The following is a 17,763-nucleotide window of genomic DNA, read 5'->3' on the forward strand; positions in this document are numbered from 1 at the left end:
CCGTCAGGTGGGGTCACGTCGCTGGGCGCGGCCCGGTGACGACGCGAACCGGGTCGGCGCGTCCCACGCGGGGACAGCCGCCTCACGGCGACTTCGGATGCGAGCGCGAGCTGCACCAACCGCGCCGTTCCGTCCCAACCTGCTCCGGTGACGACCTCCGCGCCTGACGTCCGGGTCCGGCTGACAGACCGATCGCTCAGGTTCTGTGCACGTCCGATTTCGCGTCGGATGCTTCTCGAGGTCGGTCGAGACCATCCCGGAGCCACGCCGGAGCGCGGAGGCAAGCGAAGCGAGTGGGTCAACCTGACGCAGCCTGCGTGATGACCCGCGGGTGCCTGCTCGGTCTGAGGACGTCGTGGTGGCGTGCCATGCCTCGACCTGGAGACCGGCCCGCGGTCCGCAGTGGGGAGGAGTTGGCGCCGGTCCGCCTCACCGGCGCTTGCGGGGGAGGCGGCGGCGTTTCGCCCCCGGTGTCGCTCACGCCGCGGCTGCAAAGGGTGGGGAGGCGGCGCTCATGGTCGCTGCCACGCGGGGTAGGTAGAAGACGGCGAGCACAGTGGGGTCCAGCAGAGCGCTTTGCTGTGCGCGTCCCGCGGGCACCCGGCCCGTGGCTGTGGCGGGGGAGGTCGCTGGCACCGCCGCTGCAGCACGCGCCGCTCTTGCCGGCAGCCGGATCCCGCCGAACCCGCCGGTGTGAGTCGACACCCGCGGTCCGGTACTCAGGGTCGTTCCTGCGCCACGCGGCCTGGACTAGCATTCCGGGAGCCCGTCCAGAAGTGCCGCGGGCCCGGTTCTCGTCCTCTCGGAGTGCAGGTATGGACAGGGATCAGTTGCGGCAGGTCGTCGAGAGCTACTCCGAGCTCGCCGCCGCCCTCGCCGGCGCCGACGGGCGCCCCGACCTGTCGTTGCTCGTCAAGCACGCCACCGAGGCGGTGCCGCACGCCTTCGGCTGCGGGATCACGCTGCTGCGCAGCCGCAGCCGCCCGCGGACCCTCGCCGGGTCGTCCGAGCTGGCCGACCGGGTCGACGAGCTCCAGGGGCAGGTCGGGGAGGGTCCTTGCCTGGACGCGGCCGTCCGGGAGCGGTTGGTGCAGGTCGACGACACCCTCGATGCGGAGCGGTACCAGCGCTTCGGGCCGGCCGTGGCGCAGCGGCTCGGGGTGCGCAGCATGCTCGCGACCCGCATCGAGCTGCCTGTACCGGACAGCTTCGCCTCGTTGAACTTCTACGCCGACGCGCCGCACGCGTTCTCGCCGACGGACGTCGCGGCCGCCGCCCTGGTGACGCCGTTCGTGGGGGCGGCGGCGCTGGTGGAGCTGCAGCAGACGAAGGTGGACCAGCTGACGTCGGCGCTGGACTCCAGCCGTCAGATCGGCACGGCCATCGGCATCCTGATGGCCGGTCGCCATGTCCGCAAGGACGAGGCCTTCCAGCTGCTGGTGCAGGCCAGCCGCAACGCCAACCGCAAGCTGCGCGACATCGCCGCCGACGTCGAGCTCACCGGCGACCTGCCGGCCGGATGACCTCCGCCGGCCTCTCGTGCGCCCTGGGCGAGACGCGATGACCCGCGGCCCTGGGCCGCGGATCCAGCCAGGGCGAGGACGCCCCTCGACCGGGTGCCTGTGCGGCACCAACCGGACGGTTGGCGTGCTGGCTGTCGGTCGGACGGTTGCTGGTTCGAGTGCGATCGCGGGAGCTCGTCCCGTACCGGGTGCGGGTCTCGCTGCCTGCCACAGCCTCGAGATCGTCGGCGACCTCGAGCGGCAAGGTCGCCGTCATGATCCGGAGGTGCCGACCTCGTGACCGAGCTCCTCCAGGGCGCCGGAGCGCCTGTCCCGCAGGTAGTCCCGCATCTCGGTGCGGATCACCGGCAGCAGGAAGTACACCCCGAGCAGGTTCACGAACGCGCAGACGAACAGCATGGCGTCGGCGAAGCTGAGCACCTCGCCGAAGGTCAGGACGGTGCCGGTGACGGTGAACAGGCAGAACACGACCTTGTACAGCGTCTCCGACAGCCGCGACCGCCCGAACAGGTGCGTCCACGCCCGCAGGCCGTAGTAGCTCCAGGTGATGAGCGTGGAGAAGGCGAACAGCGCGACCGCGACGGCCAGGACCACCGGGAACCACGGGATGACGGTCGCGAACGCGTCGGAGGTGAGGACGACGCCGTCGGCGGTGGTGCCGCCGGTGTCGGCGACCTCGGCGCGGGCGTCGAGGTAGCTCGCGGGGTTGGCGATGATGATGGTCAGCGCCGTCATGGTGCAGATCAGCACGGTGTCGACGAGCGGCTCGAACAGCGCGACGAAGCCCTCGCTGACCGGGCGGCGCGTCTTCACCGTGGAGTGCGCGATCGCCGCCGAGCCCAGGCCGGCCTCGTTCGAGAAGGCGGCGCGCTGGAAGCCGATGATCATCACGCCGACGACGCCGCCGCCGACGCCCTCGGGGGAGAAGGCGCCGCTGATGATGGCGCCGAACGCCTCAGGGACGGAGGTGAGGTTGAACGCGATGACGGCCAGGCACGCGACGACGTAGACGACGGCCATGGCCGGCACGAGGCGGCTGGTGACGCGCCCGATGGAGCGCATGCCGCCGAGGATGACCAGGGCGATCAGGCCGGCCAGGACGAGCCCGAAGAACAGGGCGGCGCCGTCGCTGCCGAGGACTCCGTCGTCGCCGCCGGTGACCTGCTTGGCCTGGGCGAAGGTCTGGTTGGCCTGGAACATGTTGCCGCCGGCCACACCGAACAGCAGGATCGCGACGGCGTACAGACCGGTCAGCGCCGCCGACGGGATGCGTCCCAGCTTCGCGAAGGCGATCGGCAGGTACCGGAACGGACCGCCGGACACCGTGCCGTCCTCGTGCACCTCGCGGTACTTCACGCCGAGCGTGCACTCGGCGAACTTCGTCGCCATGCCGAGCAGGCCGGCCAGGATCATCCAGAACGTGGCGCCGGGACCGCCGAGCGTCACCGCGACACCGACGCCGGCGATGTTGCCGAGGCCGACGGTGCCCGACAGCGCCGACGTCAGCGCCTGGAAGTGCGGCACCTCGCCCGGGTCGTCGTCGGTCGAGTACCTCCCGCGGACGACCTCGAGCGACGTCTTCAGGCCGCGGGCCTGGATCACCTTCAGGTACACGGTGATGACCACCGCGGCCAGGATCAGCCAGATCACGACGACCGGGACCTCGACCCCGAAGAGGGAGACCGGGAAGAAGACGACCGTGTTCGCGATGTCGGAGATCGGGGCGAACGCGCGGTCCATGCCCTCTTCGACGCCCTGCAACCACCCCGACTCGGCACCGGTCGACGAGGCCAGGATCGTGCTGCTCGAGGTCATGTCGAACTACGCAAACGGAACACGACGCCCACGTCAACCTGCGGCGGCTCCCGTCACGCGATCGTCACGAAGCCGGGACGGGGCGGGCCGGGAGCAGCGGAGGGGGGTGACGGTGTCACGTGGTGCGCGTGCGGCGTGCGGACGACGCGCTCGCCCACGACCGGAAGACCTCGTCGAGGCCGTCCACGACGCGGTCCCACGTCGTCGAGGCGGCCGGGCGGCTCCGCGCGAAGCCGCCGGCCCGCTCGAGGTCGGTCCAGCCGCGCACCACGGCGCCGAGCATGCGCACGGCGTGGGTCTGGTCGGGTTCGCGCAGCGCGTACGAGCGCAGGGCGGCACGGGACAGCGCGGCGTGCCGCGGACCCGCACCACCGGAGGCGACCTCGTCGGGCAGCGGCAGGGTGGTGGCCTCGTGACGTCCCGGGTGCTGGGCCGCGTACGCGCCGTACGCCCGACCGAGCGCGTCCAGCGCGTCCCGCCCGCTGCGTCCGGCGACGGCCGCGGCGACGAGGTCGGCCGACTCCGCGAGCGCCAGCAGCGTCACGCGCTGCTTGAGGTCGCTCTCGCCCGCGACGTGGGAGTACAGGCTGGGGGCCTTGACCCCCAGGCGCCGGGCGAGCGCGGCCAGCGTCACCGCGGCCAGGCCGAGCTCGTCGGCCAGGTCCGCCGCCGCCTGCGTGACCACCTCGGGAGTCAGCCCGGCACGGGGCATCGTGGTGCGTCCCGTCCTCAGGCCACGACGCGGTCGACGAACGCGAGCACGTTGCCCCGCAACCGGTCCAGGCGCTCCTCGACCGACAACGTCTCCTCGACGAGCTGCGCACCGGGCGGCCTGATCGTGCCGCGGGCGTACGCCGAGCACCTCAGGGCGGAGCACATCTGCACGCCCACCGTGTTGCCGTCCCGACCGGCCCTGCCCGCGCGGGGCGCGACCATCAGCGCGACGGCGTCGCCGCGCTGGGTCGTGGCGCACAGGTCGCACATCCGGGCGCGGCGCGGGGTGTCGACGCCCGAGCGCCTGACCTGCACCCCCACCGACCCGTGCGACGGCGTCGGGACGACGAGGTAGCCGCTCAGCGGGGACCTCGGGTCGACCCAGGCGACGAAGTCCAGCTCGTCCCAGCGCACCTGGTCGAGGTCGCGAGGCACGCCGACCCGGGCGGCCTCGCCCTTGGTGGCGTTCACGAAGCTGCCTCGGATCTGCTGCTCGGTCAGGGCTTCCACCCGTCCAGGATGCAGAACCTATGGACAATAGGCAAATACCTCATACTCGATGGATCAGAGCGCTGCGACGCGTCCCTCACACCAGGTCGAGGACGACCTCGCGCCCGAGCAGGCCGGCCAGCCGCGCCGCCTCGCTCCGGAGGTCGGTCGGCACCGGCCCGGACCCGGGGAACCACGCGACCTCGAGCCGTTCGCCTCGCGCGGCCCAGGTGCCCGCGACCACGCCGCCGCGCAGCACCGGCGCCGCGCCCTGGCTGAACAGCCGGCGGTGCCCGGGCGGTACGACGTGCGGGTCGGCGGTCCCGGGTCCGAGCAGCCAGGGGTCCGAGGCGGGGAGGAACCTCACCCCGTCGCGTGCCGGCGCCGCAGCCACCTCGTCGACGAGATCGGCAGGCAGCCAGGCCTGTTCGCCCTCGACGTCGACCTCGGCGAGGCGGTCCCCGAGGTCGCGCAGCCAACCTCGGACGTGACGGCCGGCACCGAGGCCCTCCGCCAGCCAGTAGCGCAGGTGCGCCGCGGTGACCGGTCCGTAGGCCCGGGTGTACGCCTCGACCGCGGCCGGACCCGCCTCGTCGAGGTCGGGGACCGGCACCCAGCCGGTGCTGTCCTCGAGCAGCCGGAACGTGGTCCGGCCGTCACGGGACGGCCCGACTCCCAGGACGCCCTGCCACGACAGCGGTTTGAGCAGGGTCCCCGCCCCGTCGTCGAAGGTCGGGCCGAGGTGGCGGAACCGGGCCCGTGCCGTCACCGCCGTCCCGAGCTCGCCCAGGGTCAGCGGACCGTCGCGCAGCGCGTCCCGGACGACGTCGAGCAGTGCCGGCCAGTCGTCCGGCGCCAGGCCGTAGTGCTCCTGCCAGCTCGGCAGCTCCCACATCCGGCTCGCGCCCCGCAGGGACAGGTACGTGCCGGCGTCCTCGGGCCGCAGCAGGTGCGTGGCGCCGCGCCAGGCGAACACGCAAACCAGCCGCCCGTCCGCGAACGCGTCCGCGAGACCGCCCGGGACCGGCCGGGTCTGGCGGCTCCGCACCACCAGGTCGGCGACGTGGAGGTGCTGCGCCGGCACGGCGACGAGGCGGCCGACCACCTCCTCGGCCGGCAGGTCGCCGAGCGGGTCGAGCAGGTGGCGCCCCAGGCGCCACGACAGGGCGCGGGCCCAGGTCAGCTGCATGAGCCGACGGTAGGGGACGCCGACATCACGGCCGTGGAGGGCGGCGGGCGGCGGTCATGCGTCCGAGGGGGCCTGCACGCACGGCCGCCCCCGCCCGGGGCTCGTTCGGACGGGGACGGACGCTCACGTCGAGGACGACCCAGGCTTCTCGAGGACGTCGTCCCGTGCCTGCCCAGGAGACCACCGGTGGGCGCCGCCGCACATCGCACCGGTGCATCCCCGGCCCTGGTGCGAGCGGACCAGGGACCACCCGGTGGGACGGCTTGCCGTGCGCCACGACGGCGAGGATCTGCTCGATCCCGCCCGGCGCCGAGCAGACCGCGCCGGTGTGCTGCGACCACGAGGTGCCGCCGTGCGTGAACGCGACGACGTCGATCTGGCCCGGGCCTTCGAGGAGATCATCTCGCTCGAGGCCCGACTCCGGCACGAGGAGGTCGAGCAGCTGCGGGCCGCCCTCGTCACCAACAGGCGGATCGGGATGGCGATCGGGGTGCTGATGGGCGTCCGCCACCTCGACGAGGACCAGGCCTGGGACGCCCTGGTGAAGGCGAGCCGCGACAGCAACCGGAAGGTGCGTGACCTCGCGGAGGTCGTCATCCGCGACGGCACCCTGCCCTGACCCTCACGCGGTCGAGGAGCCGGGCGGGACGTCCGGCGGGCCCTGGTGCGCCGTCGCGTCGTGCGCGGGCAGCATCGCCACGAGCAGCCGGTGCAGGTGGTGCACCGCCTGCGGCACGACGCCGTCGCGGCGCACGAACGAGGTGCGCCGCATGCCGAGGGCCTGCACCGTCGGGCGCACCTGCACCGCGAACCGGGTGTCGACCGACACCGCCGTGGTGAGGGTGCAGCCCAGGCCCTCGGCCACCAGGCCGTGGATCATCGCGAGGTCGTCGGTGCGGATGAGCACCTTCGGCTCGAACCCGTCGGCACGACAGGCTCGCCGCAGCACCCGGTCGGAGGTCTCGTCGGGGTGGCGGCTGCAGATCCACTCCTCGTCGGCGAGGTCCGCGAGGTCGAGCGGTGCTGTGCCGGCCCAGGGACCGGCGGCGGCGACGAGCACCTCGTACGGCTCGTCGAGCAGCACCGTCGTGCGCAGCTCGGGGCTGGTGAACGCGGGGTCGTCGACGGAGTCGTAGACCAGCCCGGCGTGCAGCGTGCCCGCCAGCACGCCCTCGACGACCTCGGTCGGCTCGGCCTCGACCACCTCGACGTGCGCCCGGGCGTGGGCGCGCAGCTCGCGGATGGCGCGGGGCAGGAGCTGGGACCCGATGGAGGCGAACGTCCCGACCCGGATGGTCGCCATGCCGAGGTCGCGCTGGGTGGTGACCAGGCGCTCCGCCTGGTCGAGCCGGGCGAGGATCTCCTCGGCCTCTGCGACGAGCACCGCGCCGAGCGGTGTCAGCCGCGCCCCGCGCGGGTGCCGCTCGACCAGCTGCACGCGCAGCCGGCGCTCGAGCGCAGCGAGGTGGTGGGCGATCGTCGGGACGCCGAACCCGAGCGCGGCGGCGGCGCGCGACATCGACCCGTGGTCGCGCACCGCCACCAGGACGCGTAGCTGCTGCGGCTGGAGCACGTCATACAGCGTAGGAGGGATCGACCGGTTTCCTGGTGGTTCCGCCGAAGGTCCAGGTGGTCCTACGGTCGCGCCGTGACCGACACCGACCTCGCCCTCGGCCGCCTCACCGACACCGACGCGGCCGTGCTGGCGGCGCTCGACGAGCAGCGGATGGTCGGCGACCTGGTGGGGATGCTGCGCGTCCCGAGCGTGACGGGCACCGACGCCGAGACGGACCTGCAGCACCAGCACGCCCGACGCCTGGCCGCCCTCGGCTTCGACGTCGACACCTGGCGCCTCGACCTGGCCGCGCTGCGGCGCGACCCCGACTTCCCCGGCACCGAGGCGCCGCGCACCGAGGGCTACGGCGTGGTCGGCGTGCTCGGCCCCGAGGGTGTGCCGGCGCTCGCCCTGCAGGGCCACGTCGACGTCGTCCCGCCCGGCGACCTGACGTCGTGGGAGGGCGCCGACCCGTGGAGCGGCGCGATCCGGGACGGCGCCGTGCACGGCCGGGGCGCCTGCGACATGAAGGGCGGTCTGGCGGTCAACCTCGCGGTCGCGCACGCCCTGGTGACGTCGGGGCTGCGGCTCGCGCGCCCGTTCGCGGTGCACGCGGTCGTCAGCGAGGAGGACGGCGGCCTGGGCGCCTTCGCGACGCTGCGCCGCGGGCACCGTGCCGAGGCGGCCGTCATCACCGAACCCACCAGCGGTCAGGTGGTGGTCGCCAACGCGGGGGCCCTGACGTTCCGCCTCACCGTCCGCGGACTGGCCACCCACGGCAGCACCCGGCACGTCGGGCGCAGCGCGTTCGAGCTGTTCCTGCCGCTGCACGCCGCGATCGCCGACCTGGAGCGCGAGCGGAACGCCGCACCGGACAGGCTGTTCGACGGCAACCCGGTGCCCTACCCGATCTCGATCGGGACCGTGCGGACGGGGGAGTGGGCGAGCAGCGTCCCGGACCTGCTGGTGGCCGAGGGGCGGCTCGGGGTGCTGCTCGACGAGGTACCCGCGGACGCCCGCGCGGCGCTGGAGCGCGTCGTGACCGAGGTGTGCGCCACCGACCCGTGGCTGCGCGACCACCCGGTCCAGGTCGACTGGCCCGGAGGGCAGTTCGCCAGCGGACGCATCGACGTCGCGCACCCGCTCGTCGGCGAGGTGCGCGACGCGGTCCGCGCGACGAGCGGTCGCGACGCGGGGCCGACCGCGGCGCCGTACGGCAGCGACCTGCGCCTCTACAGCGGCCTCGGCGGCATCCCCACGCTGCACCACGGCCCGGGGGACGTGCGGCTCGCCCACGGTCCCCGCGAGCAGGTCGACGTCGCCGACCTGGTCTCGACCGCACGGGCGCTCGCGGTCCTCGCCGCGCGCCGGTGCGGCGCGCACCGCTGAGCCCGGACGGAGGAACGCTCAGGCCGGGTCGAGCTGCAGGAAGGACGCCAGCGACGCCACGACCGGCCACGGCGCACGCGCCACCGCGTCGTGCCCGAGCCGCGGCACCACCTCGACGTCGGCGTCGGGCATCGCGGCGGCCAGCGCTCGGGCGGCACGCAGGTAGTACCGAGGGCTACGGGCCCCCACGAAGAGCCGCGTCGTGGCGGTGACGCCGGACCAGCGTGCCGCCGGCCCGTCCTCCTGCACGACGAACCGGATCTCGGGCGGGACGGTGCCGACGAGCTCGACCATCGTCCGGCCGGGTCCGGTGCGCATCAGGCCGCGGACGACGGCGCGCTGCACCGGGCGGGGGAGCGACGAGCCGGGGGTCCGCAGACCCCGGCCGGCCACGACGACCGCCTCGACCAGGTCGCCGTCCGCGACGGCCCGCTCGAGGTCGGGCAGGAAGTCGACCGGGAAGCTCCCGTCGACGCTCACCGCGGGGTCGAGCAGCGCCAGCCTGCCGATCGGCACCTCGCGGGCGGCCGCCAGCGCCATCAGCCCCCCGACGCTGTGGCCGACCACGCGCGTGGCGCCCGTCTCGGCCAGCACGGTGCGCAGGTCACCCACCTCGGTCGCCAGGCCGTAGCGCTCGCGCTGGTGAACGGACTCGCCGCGCTGTTCGCGGGCGGGGGCGGCGCGGCCACGGGTCCGCAGGCGCTGAGCGGTATCTCGCCCACGCGCCACCAGCACCTGGTCGCGGCCCTCGGTGCCGCCAGCATGGACGCACCTCCCGCCGACCTGTTCGAGCGCGCCCTGGCGAGCCTGCTCACCGGCCTGCTCGGCGCCACGCCGGTGGTCAGACCGTCGCGCCCCGGGGGTGGGGGACGGCCACCTGCGCCCGCTTGACCTCGTACATCGCGGCGTCGGCCCGCTGCACGACCTCGGCGCGGCTCTCGCCTGCGGTCGCGACCGTCGTCCCCAGGGAGGCGCCGATCCGGTGGGCGCCGGCGACGGTGAGCACGGGTGCCTCCAGCGCGGCGGCGATGCGCGCGGCCACCTCGGCGGCGCGGGGCGGCGCGGCCAGCGGCGTCGTCAGCACCACCGCGAACTCGTCCCCGCCGAGCCGGGCGACCTGGTCGTGCGCGCGCAGGCACCTCTGCAGGCGCCGGGCGACCTCCTGCAGGACGAGGTCGCCGACCGCGTGGCCGTGGGTGTCGTTCACCGGCTTGAAGTCGTCCAGGTCGAGGTACACGAGCTCGACGCGCTCGCCGCGGTCGGGGGCGTCCAGCAGGGCGGCCTCGAGCACGTGGTCGAACCGGGCGCGGTTGGCCAGCCCGGTGAGCCGGTCGTGCTCGGCCTGGTGCTGCAGCTCCTGCTCGGCGCGCTTGCGGGCGGTGATGTCCTGCACGAGGCAGAGCAGGTACGGCGCGCCGACGGTGCCGCGGTGCGGCTCCGGCTGCACGACCGTCGCGGACATGAGCCCCCACCGGGTGCTGCCGTCGGCGTGCTCGTAGCGCTTCTCGACCCGCGCGTGGCTCTGCTCGCCGGTGACGAACACGCCCAGCGCGGTGCGGCAGTCGACGCGGTCGTCGGGGTGGGTCAGGTCGTGCATGTCGGAGCCGACGAGCTCGTCGGTGGTGCGTCCGGTGAACCCGGTCAGCTCGTCGTTGGCGCGCAGGATCGTGCCCTGCTCGTCGTCGGCGAGGCCGACGAGCATCATGCTGACCGGCGCGTCGTCGAAGGCCAGCCGGAACAGCTGCTCGGAGTCGGCCAGGTCGGCCCTCGCCTCGAGCTCGGCGGTCAGGTCGTGCATCGCGACCACGGCACCGAGCAGCGACCCGTCGTCGCCGGCCATCGTCCGGCCGTTGCACGACACCGTGATCCGCGTCCCGTCCGCTCGCGCGATGACGATGCGCAGGTCTCGGACCTGGCCGTCACGGAGCACCAGCGCGAGCGGGATCTCGGCGGGCGCGAGCGGTGTGCGGCCGTCCTCGCCGAACAGGTGGTAGCGGTCGGCGTGCTGCCTCGGGTCGACCGAGGCGTCGGCCTCGAGACCGTGCCAGCGGCGGGCGGTCTCGTTGAACAGCAGCAGCCGGCCGTCCGGTCCGGCCATCACGATGCCGACGTCGACCGACGCCAGCACGGCCGCGTTGGTCGCGGCGCGCTCGGCGACCTCGGCCATCACCAGCTCGGCGAGCATCGTCTGCTCCTCGGCCTGCGCCCGGGCGTCGGCAGCCTCCTGCGCGTAGACCCGGGTCTGCGTCAGCAGGGCCTCGCGCTCGTCGCGACCGAGCGCCAGGAGCTGCCCGGTGATGCCGACCATCGCCACGAACACCTGCACCACGAGGGCGCGCAGGGCGTCGTCGGGGATGAGCGCGAACGGGCCCGTGCCGGTCAGGGTGAAGACCACGGCTGCCAGGGCCATCGTGCTGTCGTGCACCGCGGCGGCCACCGAGCTGAACCGCAGGGCCACCCACACCGTGAGGCCGAGGAGGGGGAACGCGACCGGCAGGTCGGCCAGCACCCGGAACGCCAGCACGTAGGCCAGGGCCGAGGTGGACAGCACGGCGACCAGCTCGACCCGGGCCCGGACGGCCGACCGCGCGGCCTCCCGGCCGCGCCGGTACGCGGATCTGGCGCCCGGCTCGCGGCGCCGCTGCCAGGCGGCCAGCAGGTGCAGCCCGAGCGCGACGGTGAGCACGATCGCGCCGACGTTGCGGCACATCCACACCGCGACCGTCGTCCACGACCAGGTGCCGGACGCCAGCGCGACGGCGACCGGGCCGATGACGGCACCGGCGGCGGAGGCGACGACGGCCGAGGCCACGAGCCCGCCGAGGTGCCGCAGCGTGGTCAGCCGCGGCCGGCCGTCGTCACCGAACGGGCCGGCCCAGCGCAGCAGCACCCGCTCGAGCACCAGCACCTGCACGACGTTGGCCACCACGAAGGCGACAGCCAGCCACGGGGGTGCGCCGGTGACCGCGTTGGCGACGAGGGTGAGGACGCCCAGCAGGCCGAGGTCGAGGCGACGGGTTCCGGCACCGCGCTGCACCAGCAGCCACAGCGCGGCCACCCCGGCAGCGGGCCAGACCAGGCTCAGGCTGGTGCCGTCCATGACGGTGGCACGACCGGCGAGGACGGCGACCAGGAAGGCCACGGCGAACGCGAGGCTGCGGACCGCGGCGCTGCCCGCGGCCCGCTCCACGCAGCTGCTCGACGCAGACGGGTCCACTCGTCAGCCTTCGACACGGCCGCGGCCCGACTGAAGCGTCGTGCGTCGACGGGTTCGCCACCGCCGGGACGGGGCCGGCGGAGCGCGGCGGGCTCAGCCGACCTGCAGCGCCGCACCGATCTCGCCGAGCCGCTCGGGCACCAGCCGGTAGTAGGCCCACACGCCCCGCTTCTCCCGCTCGAGCAGGCCGGCGTCGACGAGCACCTTGAGGTGGTGCGACACCGTCGGCTGCGACAGGCCGACCGGGTCGGTGAGGTCGCAGACGCACGCCTCCCGGCCCTCGTGGGAGGCGACGATGGACAGCAGCCGCAGCCGGGTCGGCTCGGCCAGCGCCTTGAGCGTGGCGGCGAGCCGCTCGGCGGCCTCCGCGCTGATCGGGGTGCCCGTCGCGGGCGGGCAGCACACCCGGGTGTCGGTCAGCGGCAGGGTCGTCACCCCGCCATCCTCCCCGAGACATTGACAGATGTCGATCCCTCCGGCAGGCTCCTCAGCGCATCGACATCGGTCGATGCCTGGCCGTTCGAGCAGGACGAGGTGGATCGTGGACGAGACGCTGCAGGACCAGGTGCGGGAGCGGTACGCCGGCGCGGCGTTGGCGGTGACGTCCGGGCAGGCGGCGGGCTGCGGCGACGCGGCGGGGTCGTGCTGCTCCACCGGCTCGGTGGCCCTGGACGAGAACGGCGACCGGTTCGGCGCCGGCCTCTACGGCGACGGGGAGCTCGACGACCTCCCCGCCGACGCCGTGCTGGCCTCGCTCGGGTGCGGCAACCCCCTGGCGGTGGCCGACCTGCGTCCCGGCGAGCGGGTGCTCGACCTCGGGTCCGGCGGCGGCATCGACGTGCTGCTGTCCGCGCGCCGGGTCGGTCCGGACGGCTTCGCCTACGGCCTCGACATGACGCCCGAGATGCTCGACCTCGCCCGGCAGAACGCGGCCCGGGCCGGGGCCACCAACGTCGAGTTCCTGCAGGGGCGGATCGAGCAGGTGCCGCTGCCGGACGGCGCGGTCGACGTCGTGATCTCCAACTGCGTCATCAACCTGTCGACCGACAAGGCGGCCGTCGTGGCCGAGATGTTCCGGGTGCTCGCGCCCGGCGGCCGGGTCGGCGTGTCCGACGTGGTGGCGCAGGACGACGTCACCCCCGAGCAGCGCGCCGAGCGCGGGTCGTACGTCGGGTGCATCGCGGGGGCGCTCTCGCGCAGCGAGTACCTCGACCTGCTGGGAGCCACCGGTTTCGTCGACGCGTCGGTCGAGTTCACCCACGAGGCCGTCCCCGGGCTGCACGGCGCCGTCGTGCGCGCGACCAGGCCGGCGTGAGCGTCGACCTCCCACGCCGCCTCGCGGCCGAGGGGATCGGCACGGGACTGCTGGTGGCGGTCGTCGTCGGCTCCGGCGTCATGGCCCGGCGGCTCTCGCCCGACGACGCCGGGCTGCAGCTGCTCCAGGGCTCGACGGCCACCGCGCTCGGGCTGGCCGTGCTGGTCGTCTGGCTCGGTCCGGTCAGCGGGGCGCAGCTCAACCCGGTCGTCACGCTCGCCGCCGCCTGGTGGCACCGGCGTGCGCCCGGCTCCCCGGCCGGTGACCGCCCCGGTCCGCTCACCGTCGCGGCCGTGGTCGCCGTCCAGGTCGCCGGCGCGGTCGCCGGCACCGCCCTCGCCCACGCGATGTTCGCGGTGCCCGGCACCACCGGGCTGCTGGCGACCTCGACCACCGCGCGGGGCGGTGCCGGTCAGCTGCTGGGGGAGGTCGTCGCGACCGCGGGCCTCGTGGCGCTCGTCGGGTCCCTCGTGCGCACCGGCCGCACCGCGCTCGCCGGTCCGGCGGTCGGGGCCTGGGTCGGTGCCGCCTACTGGTGGACGTCCTCGACCTCGTTCGCCAACCCCGCCGTGACGCTCGGTCGGGCGCTCACCGACACGGCCACCGGCATCGCACCGCCGGACGTCCCGGGGTTCGTCGCCGCCCAGCTGCTCGGCGGCCTGGTGGGCCTCGCGCTCGTCGCGGTGCTGCACCCCGTCGTCCGCACACCGCCTGCGTCCCAGGACGCCTTGCTCCGCCCGACCACGCACCAGGAGATCTCGTGACCGGTACCGTCCACCAGTCCCACCCCCAGCTCCGGCACCGTCCGAGCGTGCTGTTCGTCTGCGTCCACAACGCCGGGCGCAGCCAGATGGCGGCCGGCTGGTTGCAGCACCTGGCCGGCGACCGCGTCGAGGTGCGCTCCGCCGGTTCGGCACCGCGCGACCAGGTCAACCCCGTGGCCGTGGCCGCGATGGCCGAGGTCGGTGTCGACATCGGCGCCAACGTCCCGGCCGTCCTGACCCCGGGCGCCGTCCGCACGAGCGACGTGGTCGTGACGATGGGGTGCGGCGACGCCTGCCCGTTCTACCCGGGCACCCGCTACCTCGACTGGGAGCTGCCCGACCCCGCCGGGCAGGACCTCGACACCGTCCGCGGCATCCGCGACCGGATCCGGGGGCACGTCGAGCAGCTGCTCGCCGAGCTCGGCGTCCCGGGCTGACCGTCGCCGAGCCGCGTCAGCGGCGCCAGAACAGGTGGTGCACGACGCCGCTCGGGCTCGGGACGACCTCGAGGTGGAACCGGTCGGTCAGCTCGTCGGGGGACCCCCACAGCCGTCCGCCCTCGCCGAGCTCGACCGGTGCGACGGCCACGTGCATCGCGTCGACGAGGTCGGCGTCGAGGAACTCGCGCACCGTGCGCACGCCGCCGCCGAGGCGGACGTCGCGACCACCGGCCGCGGCGACCGCCTGCTCGAGCGCCTCGTGCGGGGATGCGTCGAGGAAGTGGAACGTGGTGTCCGACAGCGTGATCGAGGGCCTGGGGTGGTGCGTCAGGACGAACACCGGTGTGCGGAAGGGCGGGTCGTCGCCCCACCAGCCCTGCCACCCGAGGTCGTCCCAGGGTCCCTGCTGCGGCCCGAACTTGCCACGGCCCATGATCTCGGCCCCGATGTTGTTGGTGAAGTCGCGGGTGAAGTAGTCGTCGAGACCGCGTGTGCCGCCGGGGTCGGTGCGGTTCGGCCAGCTCGCCGTCGCCCCTGCCCAGGACGCGAGGAGGGCGGGGTCGGCGTGCCCGAAGGGACGCTCGAGGCTCTGCCCGACGCCGGTGCCGAAGCCGTCCGAGGAGAGCATGAGGTTCTGGACGCGCAGCAGCGGTCGGCGCGAGGCGCTCACTGCGTGGCCGCCTGCGCCGCAAGGCCGTCGGCGGCGTAGTGAGCGCGGGCGGTCTCGAAGGCGTTCCAGTCCCAGGGGAGGGGCCGGCCGTCGAGGGCCGGGACGAGCCGGTCGAGCGAGGTCTGCAGCCCCACCAGGTAGTTGCCGTCGACCGCCTCCTGCACGTCGGGCACGACGTGCGTCAGCCGCAGGACGCACCCGCGTTCGGCGGGTTCGAGCTCCCACCGCAGCAGCGAGCCGGGGGCGGGGTGGGTGTGCTCCAGCAGCACCGGTGGGTCGAGGCGCAGGATCGTGCAGGTGAGGGTCACCGGCTCGTCGGGGTCGGTGCCGGCGAACACCATCTCACCGCCCTCGCGCAGGTCGACGGTGACGTCGGCCTCGAAGGGCAGCCACCAGTCGGCGAGCCGCGCCGGCGCCGTGATGGCGTCCCACACCGCGTGAACGTCGTACGCCAGGTGGCGCTCGAAGCGGATCACGCCGCCGTCGGCGGTGCGCTCGAGCACGCCGTCGTAGCGCGTGGTGAGGTCGTCGGTCACTGCGGACGCTCCTTCGGGGGGATCGGACGTTCGGTGCGCTCCAGGTGGTGCTCGAGGGCGTCGAGGCGGCCGGCGAGCTCGGCCCGGTAGGGCTCGAGCCACTCGTCCAGCGCGCGCAACGGCTCGGCGCGCAGCCGGTACAGCCGGCGCTGGCCGTCGCGCCGGACCTCGACCAGCCCGGCCTCGCGCAGCACCCGCAGGTGCCGCGACACGCCGGGCTGGTGCATGCCGACCAGGTCGACCAGCTCGCCCACCGAGCGCTCGCCGCCCCGCACGGCGTCGAGGATGCGCCGGCGCGTGGGCTCGGCGATCACCTCGAGGACGTCGGTTCCGGGGAGCACGGCAGAAACATACGGCGTGACGTATGTACGCGCAAGCGCATGACCGTCCGCGCGTCGGTAGCCTGCGCCGGTGACGATCACGCTGGAGAACGTCGGCATCACCGTGCGCGACCTCGACGAGGCGGTCGCCTTCTTCACCGACCTGGGTCTGACGGTGCTCGGCACCGACACCGTCAGCGGCGAATGGGCCGACACCGCAGTCGGTCTCGACGGCAACCACGCGAGGATCGCGGTGCTGCAGACGCCTGACGGGCGGGGGCGGCTCGAGCTGTTCGAGTACCTGCACCCCGACGCGGTCGAGACCGGCCCCACCCACCCGAACGACGTCGGCATGCACCGCGTGCTGTTCCGCGTCGACGACCTCGACGCCGCGCTCGCGACCGCAGCGCGCCACGGCTGCCGACCGCTGCGCGGGGTGGCGACCTACCAGGACCTCTACCGCCTCACCTACCTGCGCGGTCCGAGCGGCATCCTGGTGATGCTGGCCGAGGACCTCACCGCGACCCGCGAGCGGGACGCTCAGCGCACGACGTCGTAGACGGCCTTCACCACGCCGTTCGCGTACGCCTGCGACTCCCGCAGCGCCAGCTGCTGCCCGCCGGACGCGGCGGTGGCCCACACGGTCTTGCCGCCGCCGAGCACCCACGGGAAGACCAGCAGGTTGTAGCGGTCGACCAGGCCGGCCTGCGCGAGACCCGCCGCCAGCTCACCGCTGCCGTGCACGTACAAGCTGCCGCCCTCGGTCTCCTTGAGCGCCCGGACGTCGTCGAGCGAGCGCAGCACCTCGGTGGGGCCCCAGCCCTCGACCAGGGCGTCGTCGCCGAGTGACCGCGACACCACGTACTTCGGCAGGTCCTGGTACGCCGCGTGGTCGGGCGACCGCGACCAGATCGGCGCGAACGCCTCGTAGCTGCGCCGGCCGAGCAGCAGCGCACCGGTGTCGGCGAGCTCCTCGCCCTTCAGCGCGAAGGCCTCCTCCTCGAACGGCGTCCGGAACACCCAGCCCCCGTTCGGGTGCCCCTCCTCCGTGCCACCGGGGGAGTCCATGACCCCGTCGACCGTCACGAAGCCCGTCCACACCAGCTGTCGCGTCATGCACCTGATCCTGTCGTGTCGGCCGGACCGCTCCGGACCGGCCCCGCGGTGGGGCCGTGCGCAGGAAGAGACCGGCACCCCCGCGCGGACTCATCGCTGCTCAGGTGGTGCGGTCGTCGAGCGGGGGCTGGGTCTTGGCGCGGACCTCGTCGACGGTGACGCCGGGGGCGGTCTCGACCAGGGCCAGGCCGGTGGGGGTGACGTCGATGACGGCCAGGTCGGTGATGATGCGCTGGACGACGCCCTTGCCGGTGTGGGGCAGGGTGCACTCGTCGACGATCTTGTGGGTGCCGTCCTTGGCGGTGTGCTCCATCAGGACGATGACCGTGCGGGCGCCGTGGACCAGGTCCATGGCGCCGCCCATGCCCTTGACCATCTTGCCGGGGATCATCCAGTTGGCGATGTCGCCGCCGGCGCTGACCTGCATGGCGCCCAGGATGGCGGCGTCGACCTTGCCGCCGCGGATCATGGCGAAGCTGGTGGCGGAGTCGAAGACGGAGGCGCCGGGGCGCAGGGTGACGGTCTCCTTGCCGGCGTTGATCAGGTCGGGGTCCTCCTCGCCGGCGTAGGGGTAGGGGCCGAAGCCGAGCAGGCCGTTCTCGGACTGCAGGACGATCTCGACGTCGTCGGGGACGTGGTTGGGGACCAGGGTGGGCAGGCCGATGCCGAGGTTGACGTAGTCGCCGTCGGCCAGCTCGGCCGCGGCGCGGG

Annotated in this window: 21 protein-coding genes; 8 read left to right on the forward strand and 13 right to left on the reverse strand. The window is 74.2% G+C overall.

From position 1 onward, the window contains the following. The first annotated feature begins 815 nt into the window (after positions 1-815). The gene (locus ACYVKY_RS05610) at positions 816-1,523 is read left to right on the forward strand and encodes a GAF and ANTAR domain-containing protein (RefSeq protein WP_460433987.1); all 708 of its coding nucleotides are present in this window, start codon (positions 816-818) and stop codon (positions 1,521-1,523) included. A gap of 252 nt (positions 1,524-1,775) precedes the next feature. Here ACYVKY_RS05610 and ACYVKY_RS05615 read toward each other — a convergent pair whose 3' ends face one another. The 4 genes from ACYVKY_RS05615 to ACYVKY_RS05630 all read right to left on the reverse strand — a co-directional run bounded on the left by ACYVKY_RS05615 (position 1,776) and on the right by ACYVKY_RS05630 (position 5,730). Further along, positions 1,776-3,338, reverse strand: coding sequence for an alanine/glycine:cation symporter family protein (locus tag ACYVKY_RS05615; protein ID WP_460433988.1), 1,563 nt, complete (start codon positions 3,336-3,338; stop codon positions 1,776-1,778). Positions 3,339-3,453: 115 nt separating this feature from the next. Further along, positions 3,454-4,050 carry a TetR/AcrR family transcriptional regulator gene (locus tag ACYVKY_RS05620; protein ID WP_460433989.1) on the reverse strand — a complete coding sequence of 199 codons (597 nt, stop codon included), beginning with the start codon at positions 4,048-4,050 and terminating at the stop codon, positions 3,454-3,456. 17 nt (positions 4,051-4,067) lie between these two features. Further along, positions 4,068-4,562: an FBP domain-containing protein gene (locus tag ACYVKY_RS05625; RefSeq protein ID WP_460433990.1), complete on the reverse strand. Its 495-nt coding sequence runs from the start codon at positions 4,560-4,562 to the stop codon at positions 4,068-4,070. A 76-nt stretch (positions 4,563-4,638) separates the two neighbouring features. Next, the gene (locus ACYVKY_RS05630) at positions 4,639-5,730 is read right to left on the reverse strand and encodes a winged helix DNA-binding domain-containing protein (RefSeq protein WP_460433991.1); all 1,092 of its coding nucleotides are present in this window, start codon (positions 5,728-5,730) and stop codon (positions 4,639-4,641) included. A gap of 352 nt (positions 5,731-6,082) precedes the next feature. Here ACYVKY_RS05630 and ACYVKY_RS05635 point away from each other — a divergent pair, with 352 nt between their 5' ends. Continuing rightward, positions 6,083-6,349 (forward strand): ANTAR domain-containing protein, encoded by a 267-nt coding sequence (locus ACYVKY_RS05635; protein WP_460433992.1) that lies wholly within the window; start codon positions 6,083-6,085, stop codon positions 6,347-6,349. Positions 6,350-6,352: 3 nt separating this feature from the next. Here ACYVKY_RS05635 and ACYVKY_RS05640 read toward each other — a convergent pair whose 3' ends face one another. Next, complete coding sequence (locus tag ACYVKY_RS05640; RefSeq protein ID WP_460433993.1) at positions 6,353-7,303, reverse strand: LysR family transcriptional regulator; 951 nt, start codon at positions 7,301-7,303, stop codon at positions 6,353-6,355. Positions 7,304-7,456: 153 nt separating this feature from the next. Here ACYVKY_RS05640 and ACYVKY_RS05645 point away from each other — a divergent pair, with 153 nt between their 5' ends. Next, on the forward strand, positions 7,457-8,674 hold the full coding sequence (locus tag ACYVKY_RS05645; protein ID WP_460434008.1) for an ArgE/DapE family deacylase: 1,218 nt from the start codon (positions 7,457-7,459) through the stop codon (positions 8,672-8,674). An 18-nt stretch (positions 8,675-8,692) separates the two neighbouring features. Here the strand turns inward: ACYVKY_RS05645 and ACYVKY_RS05650 are convergent, their stop codons facing one another. After that, a complete protein-coding gene (locus ACYVKY_RS05650; protein WP_460433994.1) occupies positions 8,693-9,286 on the reverse strand; it encodes an alpha/beta fold hydrolase in 594 nt (197 codons plus the stop codon). Between the two features lie 30 nt (positions 9,287-9,316). Between ACYVKY_RS05650 and ACYVKY_RS05655 the strand changes: the two genes are divergently transcribed. Next, positions 9,317-9,565, forward strand: coding sequence for a hypothetical protein (locus ACYVKY_RS05655; RefSeq protein ID WP_460433995.1), 249 nt, complete (start codon positions 9,317-9,319; stop codon positions 9,563-9,565). Here the strand turns inward: ACYVKY_RS05655 and ACYVKY_RS05660 are convergent. Further along, positions 9,516-11,864: a diguanylate cyclase domain-containing protein gene (locus tag ACYVKY_RS05660; RefSeq protein WP_460433996.1), complete on the reverse strand. Its 2,349-nt coding sequence runs from the start codon at positions 11,862-11,864 to the stop codon at positions 9,516-9,518. The genes ACYVKY_RS05655 and ACYVKY_RS05660 overlap by 50 nt on opposite strands. 120 nt (positions 11,865-11,984) lie before the next feature. Beyond that, positions 11,985-12,326, reverse strand: a complete 342-nt coding sequence (locus ACYVKY_RS05665; RefSeq protein WP_460433997.1) for an ArsR/SmtB family transcription factor — start codon at positions 12,324-12,326, stop codon at positions 11,985-11,987. A 73-nt stretch (positions 12,327-12,399) separates the two neighbouring features. Between ACYVKY_RS05665 and arsM the strand changes: the two genes are divergently transcribed. The 3 genes from arsM to ACYVKY_RS05680 all read left to right on the forward strand — a co-directional run bounded on the left by arsM (position 12,400) and on the right by ACYVKY_RS05680 (position 14,407). Beyond that, positions 12,400-13,206, forward strand: coding sequence for an arsenite methyltransferase (arsM, locus tag ACYVKY_RS05670; RefSeq protein ID WP_460433998.1), 807 nt, complete (start codon positions 12,400-12,402; stop codon positions 13,204-13,206). After that, on the forward strand, positions 13,203-13,970 hold the full coding sequence (locus ACYVKY_RS05675) for an MIP/aquaporin family protein (RefSeq protein ID WP_460433999.1): 768 nt from the start codon (positions 13,203-13,205) through the stop codon (positions 13,968-13,970). Before arsM ends, ACYVKY_RS05675 begins: the two co-directional genes overlap by 4 nt. A gap of 86 nt (positions 13,971-14,056) precedes the next feature. Further along, entirely contained in the window at positions 14,057-14,407 is a 351-nt protein-coding gene (locus ACYVKY_RS05680) for an arsenate reductase ArsC (protein ID WP_460434009.1), read from the forward strand. Positions 14,408-14,423: 16 nt separating this feature from the next. On the opposite strand, the gene ACYVKY_RS05685 is transcribed toward ACYVKY_RS05680, so the two are convergent. Genes ACYVKY_RS05685 through ACYVKY_RS05695 form a run of 3 tightly spaced genes read right to left on the reverse strand, consistent with a single transcriptional unit; the run spans position 14,424 to position 15,957 of the window. Next, positions 14,424-15,038 (reverse strand): dihydrofolate reductase family protein, encoded by a 615-nt coding sequence (locus ACYVKY_RS05685; protein WP_460434010.1) that lies wholly within the window; start codon positions 15,036-15,038, stop codon positions 14,424-14,426. 38 nt (positions 15,039-15,076) lie between these two features. Continuing rightward, positions 15,077-15,616 carry an SRPBCC family protein gene (locus ACYVKY_RS05690; RefSeq protein ID WP_460434000.1) on the reverse strand — a complete coding sequence of 180 codons (540 nt, stop codon included), beginning with the start codon at positions 15,614-15,616 and terminating at the stop codon, positions 15,077-15,079. Continuing rightward, positions 15,613-15,957, reverse strand: coding sequence for an ArsR/SmtB family transcription factor (locus ACYVKY_RS05695; protein WP_460434001.1), 345 nt, complete (start codon positions 15,955-15,957; stop codon positions 15,613-15,615). The genes ACYVKY_RS05690 and ACYVKY_RS05695 overlap by 4 nt, the downstream gene beginning before the upstream one ends. A 70-nt stretch (positions 15,958-16,027) precedes the next feature. Here ACYVKY_RS05695 and ACYVKY_RS05700 point away from each other — a divergent pair, with 70 nt between their 5' ends. Further along, positions 16,028-16,495 carry a VOC family protein gene (locus ACYVKY_RS05700; protein ID WP_460434002.1) on the forward strand — a complete coding sequence of 156 codons (468 nt, stop codon included), beginning with the start codon at positions 16,028-16,030 and terminating at the stop codon, positions 16,493-16,495. Here the strand turns inward: ACYVKY_RS05700 and ACYVKY_RS05705 are convergent. Continuing rightward, entirely contained in the window at positions 16,477-17,052 is a 576-nt protein-coding gene (locus ACYVKY_RS05705) for a dihydrofolate reductase family protein (protein ID WP_460434003.1), read from the reverse strand. The two genes, ACYVKY_RS05700 and ACYVKY_RS05705, sit on opposite strands and share 19 nt — an antisense overlap. A 100-nt stretch (positions 17,053-17,152) precedes the next feature. Next, the coding region (locus ACYVKY_RS05710) for a 3-oxoacid CoA-transferase subunit B (RefSeq protein ID WP_460434004.1) at positions 17,153-17,763 on the reverse strand (611 nt) is incomplete at its 5' end.

This window comes from Angustibacter speluncae (genome assembly GCF_054777815.1).

What these genes read in the sequence shown, in the direction of transcription:
- ACYVKY_RS05610 (WP_460433987.1), top strand. Translation starts at nt 816, where the DNA reads ATGGACAGGGATCAGTTGCGGCAGGTCGTCGAGAGCTACTCCGAGCTC.
- ACYVKY_RS05615 (WP_460433988.1), bottom strand. Translation starts at nt 3,338, where the DNA reads ATGACCTCGAGCAGCACGATCCTGGCCTCGTCGACCGGTGCCGAGTCG.
- ACYVKY_RS05620 (WP_460433989.1), bottom strand. Translation starts at nt 4,050, where the DNA reads ATGCCCCGTGCCGGGCTGACTCCCGAGGTGGTCACGCAGGCGGCGGCG.
- ACYVKY_RS05630 (WP_460433991.1), bottom strand. Translation starts at nt 5,730, where the DNA reads ATGCAGCTGACCTGGGCCCGCGCCCTGTCGTGGCGCCTGGGGCGCCAC.
- ACYVKY_RS05645 (WP_460434008.1), top strand. Translation starts at nt 7,457, where the DNA reads ATGGTCGGCGACCTGGTGGGGATGCTGCGCGTCCCGAGCGTGACGGGC.
- arsM (WP_460433998.1), top strand. Translation starts at nt 12,400, where the DNA reads ATGCCTGGCCGTTCGAGCAGGACGAGGTGGATCGTGGACGAGACGCTG.
- ACYVKY_RS05680 (WP_460434009.1), top strand. Translation starts at nt 14,057, where the DNA reads ATGGCGGCCGGCTGGTTGCAGCACCTGGCCGGCGACCGCGTCGAGGTG.
- ACYVKY_RS05685 (WP_460434010.1), bottom strand. Translation starts at nt 15,038, where the DNA reads ATGCTCTCCTCGGACGGCTTCGGCACCGGCGTCGGGCAGAGCCTCGAG.
- ACYVKY_RS05705 (WP_460434003.1), bottom strand. Translation starts at nt 17,052, where the DNA reads ATGACGCGACAGCTGGTGTGGACGGGCTTCGTGACGGTCGACGGGGTC.